Origin of the sequence: uncultured Campylobacter sp., from assembly GCF_938030815.1 — a bacterium.
Classification (GTDB): domain Bacteria; phylum Campylobacterota; class Campylobacteria; order Campylobacterales; family Campylobacteraceae; genus Campylobacter_B.
The window spans coordinates 1-5,627 of sequence record NZ_CALHII010000001.1 but is presented as its reverse complement, the minus strand read 5'-3'; the positions used below and the strand labels follow the sequence as shown (position 1 = coordinate 5,627).

Annotated in this window: 6 protein-coding genes and 2 pseudogenes; all 8 read right to left on the bottom strand. The window is 48.3% G+C overall.

Annotation, left to right across the window (positions count from 1 at the left end; translation table 11 throughout):
• Positions 1-142: 142 nt before the first annotated feature.
• The 8 genes and pseudogenes from mrdA to Q0277_RS11120 all read right to left on the bottom strand — a co-directional run bounded on the left by mrdA (position 143) and on the right by Q0277_RS11120 (position 5,555).
• The gene (gene mrdA, locus Q0277_RS00035) at positions 143-1,963 is read right to left on the bottom strand and encodes a penicillin-binding protein 2 (RefSeq protein WP_297994202.1); all 1,821 of its coding nucleotides are present in this window, start codon (positions 1,961-1,963) and stop codon (positions 143-145) included.
• On the bottom strand, positions 1,960-2,448 hold the full coding sequence (locus Q0277_RS00030) for a hypothetical protein (protein WP_297994200.1): 489 nt from the start codon (positions 2,446-2,448) through the stop codon (positions 1,960-1,962). The genes mrdA and Q0277_RS00030 overlap by 4 nt, the downstream gene beginning before the upstream one ends.
• Positions 2,415-3,230, bottom strand: a complete 816-nt coding sequence (locus Q0277_RS11135) for a GNAT family N-acetyltransferase (RefSeq protein WP_366517305.1) — start codon at positions 3,228-3,230, stop codon at positions 2,415-2,417. The genes Q0277_RS00030 and Q0277_RS11135 overlap by 34 nt, the downstream gene beginning before the upstream one ends.
• 112 nt (positions 3,231-3,342) lie before the next feature.
• A pseudogene (locus tag Q0277_RS11130) lies at positions 3,343-3,705 on the bottom strand (YihA family ribosome biogenesis GTP-binding protein); the annotation flags it as partial.
• Positions 3,706-4,029: 324 nt separating this feature from the next.
• A pseudogene (locus Q0277_RS11125) lies at positions 4,030-4,242 on the bottom strand (GTPase); the annotation flags it as partial.
• Positions 4,239-4,754 carry a lipopolysaccharide transport periplasmic protein LptA gene (gene lptA, locus Q0277_RS00010; protein ID WP_297994197.1) on the bottom strand — a complete coding sequence of 172 codons (516 nt, stop codon included), beginning with the start codon at positions 4,752-4,754 and terminating at the stop codon, positions 4,239-4,241. The pseudogene Q0277_RS11125 and the gene lptA, both read right to left, overlap by 4 nt.
• Positions 4,718-5,251, bottom strand: a complete 534-nt coding sequence (gene lptC / locus Q0277_RS00005; protein ID WP_297994195.1) for an LPS export ABC transporter periplasmic protein LptC — start codon at positions 5,249-5,251, stop codon at positions 4,718-4,720. The genes lptA and lptC overlap by 37 nt, the downstream gene beginning before the upstream one ends.
• Positions 5,252-5,318: 67 nt before the next feature.
• Entirely contained in the window at positions 5,319-5,555 is a 237-nt protein-coding gene (locus Q0277_RS11120; protein ID WP_366517306.1) for a hypothetical protein, read from the bottom strand.
• Between the last annotated feature and the right edge of the window lie 72 nt (positions 5,556-5,627).

Genomic DNA, 5,627 nt, shown 5'->3' with positions numbered 1-5,627 from the left:
CGGGTAAAATTCTAAATTGAAAAGCCTCCGTACTACGCTAAATTTTAAAATTTCAAACCCGCAAAGGCTTGCTAAATTTTAAAATTTAAAGCAAGCAAAGCACGAGCGGAATTCTAAAATTTTATAATTTTAAAATTCCGCTCTACTTCGTTTTCTTTACGCTGTCTTTGCTAGTCGTTGCGTTGGCGTCGATATAGCCCATCTGGGCGAGTTTCTCGTAGATTTGCATTATTACGGGACCTGCCGCGCTTCCGCCTCCGCCGCCGTGTTCTACGAGCACGGTTACGGCGTATTGCGGCTTGTCGTACGGCCCGAAACTCGTCATCCATGCGTGCGAGCGGTGGAAGTAGTCCATATCGGCTTCTTTCATTCGCTTTTTGGTGGTCTGCGAGATGCCTATGACCTGTGCGGTGCCGGTCTTGACCGCTAGAGGCACTACTGCGGTATGGATGAGCTTGTAGGCAGTGCCTCCGTCGGGGTTATTGCCGACCTCATACATCCCGCGCCGCACGAGCGGTAGCTGCGCCTTTTCTTTCGGCGTGAAAAGCTCGGTAGGGGTAAATTCCACCGGCTTACCGTCGATGCTTTTTAAAAAATGCGGCGTGATAGCCTTGCCTGCGGCGATCTGAGCGGTGTTTTTAGCCACCTGCATAGGGGTTACGAGCACGTCGCCTTGACCGATCGAGGCATTGACCGTCTCGCCCTGATACCACGCGCGCTTAAATTTCTGCATTTTCCAGGCCTTATTAGGCATCGTGCCTACAAACTCATTGGGTAGATCGACGCCCGTTTTGCTACCGAAACCCAGACGCTGCAGATACGCGGACATATAGTCGATCCCCACCAGCAGCGAGCCTTCGTAAAAATACACGTCGCAGCTGCCTTTAATCGCCTCTACTAGGCTTACGCGGCCGTGACCCCAGCTCTTCCAGCAGCGAAATTTTCGCCCTCCAAGCTCTATCGCGCCACTGCAAAACACGCTCCAGTTCTCGTTGATCTTGCCGCTGTTTAAAAAGCTCATCCCTACAGCCATCTTGATGACCGAACCGGGCGGATAGAGGCCGTTTACGAGCTTATTCGTAAAAGGATGGCGCGGATCTTTTATCAGCTCGTCCCACTGCGCCTGTGAAATTCCGCCCACGAAGGTGTTTAGATCGTACTCGGGGAAGCTGCCCGCCGCGATGATAGCGCCGTCACGCAGATCCATCACGATCGCTACGCCGTCTTTATCTTTAAAAATTTCCTCGAGGTATTTTTGCAGCTCAAGATCGATGGTAAGGGAGATTTCACTGCTGCTGGGCTCTTGCATCGAGATCTCCTCTACGACCTGATTTAGCGCCGTAACCTTCGTCTTGCGCTCGCCCTTGCTGCCCTGCAAAAGCTCGTTGTAATACCCCTCGACGCCGCTTCTGCCGTTGTATCCGGTAAGCGCGCTTAGGGGGTTGTTTTGGATATCTTTTTTATTGGCACGGCCTACGTAGCCGATGATATGCGAAGCAAGCGCGCCGTAAGGGTAAAAGCGCTGCGAAGCGGGCGAAATTTTGATATTTTCGTGCAGGCTCAAGCTCGCGAAATGCTCTATCGTGGCGTTGTAGTCCAAAAACGGCACGACTTCGATAAAGTCTTGATTGTAAGCGGAATTTGCGTCCTTGTAGCTCTTGCTCATCGCGGTGACGTTGAGATCTTTGAAGTAGCGCGAGATATTATTTAGCTCGCTTTGCAGCGCGGCGTCTTTTAGATGCGGCGCGATCGATAGCGAAAAGCCGAGATTATTTATCGCGAGCGGGCGGCCTTTGGCGTCTAAAATTTGACCGCGTACCGGCGGGATGTATTCGGTAGAGATGACATTGTTTTTAGCGACCTGTTCGTAGAATTCGTTCGATTTGATCGAAAGATAATAAATTCTCACCAAAAGCATGGCAAAAAACAGTATCACGAAAGCAAATACGAACTTCAGCCTCATACCAACCGCCCCTTAAAAAAGAGCAGAGCGAGCAAAATTTCAATCACGATGTAATTTAAATACTCGCCGCTTAGAGGCAGATACTCGCTCTTTTTGATCGCAGATATCGCGTTGCTCACCACAAAGACCAAAACATAGCTGATAATCACGTAAAAGCAGATCAAAAAATTTCTAAATTTAATATATTTAAATGAGTTTTCATAGACCACAAAATAAAATATACAATACGCGATAGCCACGCTAAATAGGTTAAATCCGTGGATCTGCTCAGCGCAAAACAAATAAAAAATAGAGAAAAACCAGGTAAAGCCGAACTTTTTAAATTTCACGTCGTTTTCGTATTTTTGCACCACCATCGCCGTGAAAAAAAATCCGATCAGCGGCGGCAGCCCCCTATACACCGCACTTAGAAGCAGGTAGAAAAGAACCCCTGCGCTAAAAAGCGTGTCCGCTATAACGTATAGATAAGTGCGATTTCGTTGCATACCGGAAACTTTTTGCATTTAATACAATCGGCCCAAATTTTTTGCGCGGGCAGCTCATCCTTTGGGATTTCGGTAAAACCGAGCCGCTCGAAAAATTCCTTTTGATAGGTGAGCGTAAATACGCTTTTTAGCCCGTAAAATCTCGCCTCGTCTAGCAGCTCATTTACGATAGCTCTGGCAATGCCGCGCCTGCGAAACTGCGGAGCGACGATGAGCGAGCGCACCTCGGCAAGATCTGCGTTAAAAATTTTAAGCGAAGCAAAGCCCGCTAAAATTTCGGCATTTTTTGCGGACTGCGATTCGCAAAGCCGCGAAAGATCATTCTTAAAAACGCCCGCGCTTTGCGAATATTCGCTCCGTAAAACTTGCTCTTTGCCGGCTTGCGCGCGGCCTACCTCGGATACGCCTTGCACCGCGCTATTTTGTGGCGCGCTATTTTGCGGTGTGGCTCGTTGCGGCGCAAAATTACCCGCGGCATCTTCGGCGGAATTTTCAGAAGTAATTTCGGCAAAATTTGCGGCGGAGCTTTGGATTAAATTTAAATCCGAGCCGTGCGTTAAATTTAAATCAGAATTTTCGGCTAAATTTAAATCGGAATTCTCTTTGGAATCAAAGCTCGTATCCGCCTTAGAATCGCAATCGAACGCCAGCACGTATGAGCGGATATTGGCAGCTATCTCATCGCTTTCAAGCGGCAAGATCACGCCGTTTTGAACCTCCTCTTTTACGAGCTCTTGCATACGCGAAATGTCGCAAAGGCGCGCCTTTTTTAGCCGTATCATCTAAAATTTTCCCTAATCTTTGCGCGATCTTGGCGGCGCATTTTATATCCGCTGAATTTAATTATTTTGAAATTCTGCGCCGCAAAATTTAACGTATTTAAATTTAGAAATTTCATAATCCAAACGCCCCGCGTACGATGATCTCGCGCGCTTTTTGCAGCCCGCCGCCCTTTAGCGTAGAGACTAAAACCGCCTGCGGATCGTGCCTCAAAAGCTTTGCGCGCTCACTTTGGTTGAGCTTGTCGGCTTTGGTGTAGAGCCTCACGACCTTTTGATCGCCGCGCAGAAAACTAGCGAGATAGTTTTGCAAATTTTTATCTATCGAAAGATCAAACTGCCTCGCGTCGATGAGATGGACGAAAAGCTTGATATTTAGGCGCTCTTTGATAAATTCGTCGAGATTTTTTTGCCAGATATAATGCAGTTTTTTAGAAACCTTGGCATACCCGAACCCAGGCAGATCCACGAAGATCAAAGAGATATTTTCACCCAAGCTCGCAAGATCCGAAAAGGCGGGGTTGGCCGCTAAGTTTAGCGCGGATCTATCGCTTAAATTTAATTCGAGGCTTTGCGCTGAATTCGGCGCAAAATCTGCCGCAATATCTGCGTCGCGATCTAATCTAAAATCCGCCGAGGCGCTTTTTAAATTTAAAACGAAATCTTGCTTTAAATTTCGCTCAGACGCCGCAGCCTCCGCGTGATCTTGCGCGCAATTCGCAGCCGAGCTTAAAGCCTCTTTGCTTGCTAGATCGGGCGATGTTTCATTTTGCGAGCCGTCCGCGCTTGCGGCAAGCTTTTGTTTAAATTTAACCTCAAAAAAATTTATCAGCTGCGTTTTGCCCGGCGTCGAGCTTGATTTGGCTAGATTTTTGCGCCCGGTAAGCGCGTTTATCAGGCTGCTTTTGCCGACGTTGGAACGCCCCAAAAACGCCACTTCGCTCATCGCAAACTCGGGCGCACCGCCGATATTTGCGGAGGAGGTGATAAACTGCGCGCTGCTAGGATAGATCATTTGTTTTGATCTTCGACCTGAAAGATCAGACGCACGGGCTTTTTCTCGCCGCCGCCGCTTTTTACTTCGTAGGTGCCCTTTTGGCGATTTACGATGATCTTATCGCCGTAAACCTCCTTTTTGGTCTCGGCCTCGTGCAGATAGGCGTTGTTTTCAAGCGTGTAAGCCTCGATAGTCGGATCGTAGGTCAGCACGCCGCCCTTGCCGTCATAATGCTTCTGATTGAGTAAAATTTTAAAATTTGCGTTTCCCGTCGCGACATATTTGGTAGGCTGGCGCTTGGCGTCGAAATAGATCGTCACTTTATCGGAATTTAGCGTATCGTAAGCGCCCTTTTTGATGCGAACGTTGCCCGTCAGCACGCTGATCTGCTTGATCTCGTCGGCGAAAAAATTATCCGCCGTGACCTCGACCTGCTCCTGCGCGGCGCTAAGAGTAGTCGCGCTAAAGCTAGTAATTAGCGTGGCTGAAAGTATTAGTTTGTGGAGTTTTGATCTTTTATTAAATACCATGCGTGGATTCCTTTTGAGTTTGTTTGTTTGGTTTTAGTATCGTAGCTGATGCTTGCGCCCGTGATGCGGTCGCCGCCTTGGCGCAGCACGTATGGCACGTCGGAGCGGACGATCTTGCTGCTCGTATCGTAGATGATCTCCTGCGCCGTGTAATCAAAGCCTCTGCTATTTACATAGTGCGCGTCGCCGTTAAATTTTATCAGCTCGCCTGCGCGCGTCGCGATCTTTGAAACCAAAGTGTGATTTAGATCCGAAGTGGCCTCCTCGGCTTTAAAATTTACAAACTCGTCGCGATCCTTATAGCGCGTGCCGCCGTCCGCGGTAAATTTAGCGTCCACGCGCTCACCGATCTGATAATCGACGATCTTTTTCATCTCCATATTCGCAATGCTTAGATCCTGCCTAAACATATCGCTAAAATATGGCGTCTGCACGCTTAAAAACACCATCGCGACGCAAAAGATCGCAATCGCGACGTAGAAAATTTTTATCACCATCGCTCAGTCCTTCTTGATCTACGCAGAATTTCGCCTCTCGCAGGCATTCTCACGCGCGCTTGCAAAACTACAGCCATTTGCTATTCCACTCTTCGCGCATGCCGTTTTTATCGACGAGCATTTCGATCATCTCGCGCACCGCGCCGTAGCCGCCGTTTTTGCTTAGCGCGACGTCCGCTTTTAGCGAGCTTAGCGCATCGGCAGGCTTGAAGCTGATCGCAACCGCATTTAAAAGCTTCGCGTCGTTTATATCATCGCCGATCGCGGCAGCCTCATCGAAGCTTAGGTTAAAATTTTTTAAAATTCGCGTATGAAAATAATGTTATTTTTTTATATTTCGCGCCCGAGTTTTAACACTATATCAGCTCCCGCAATT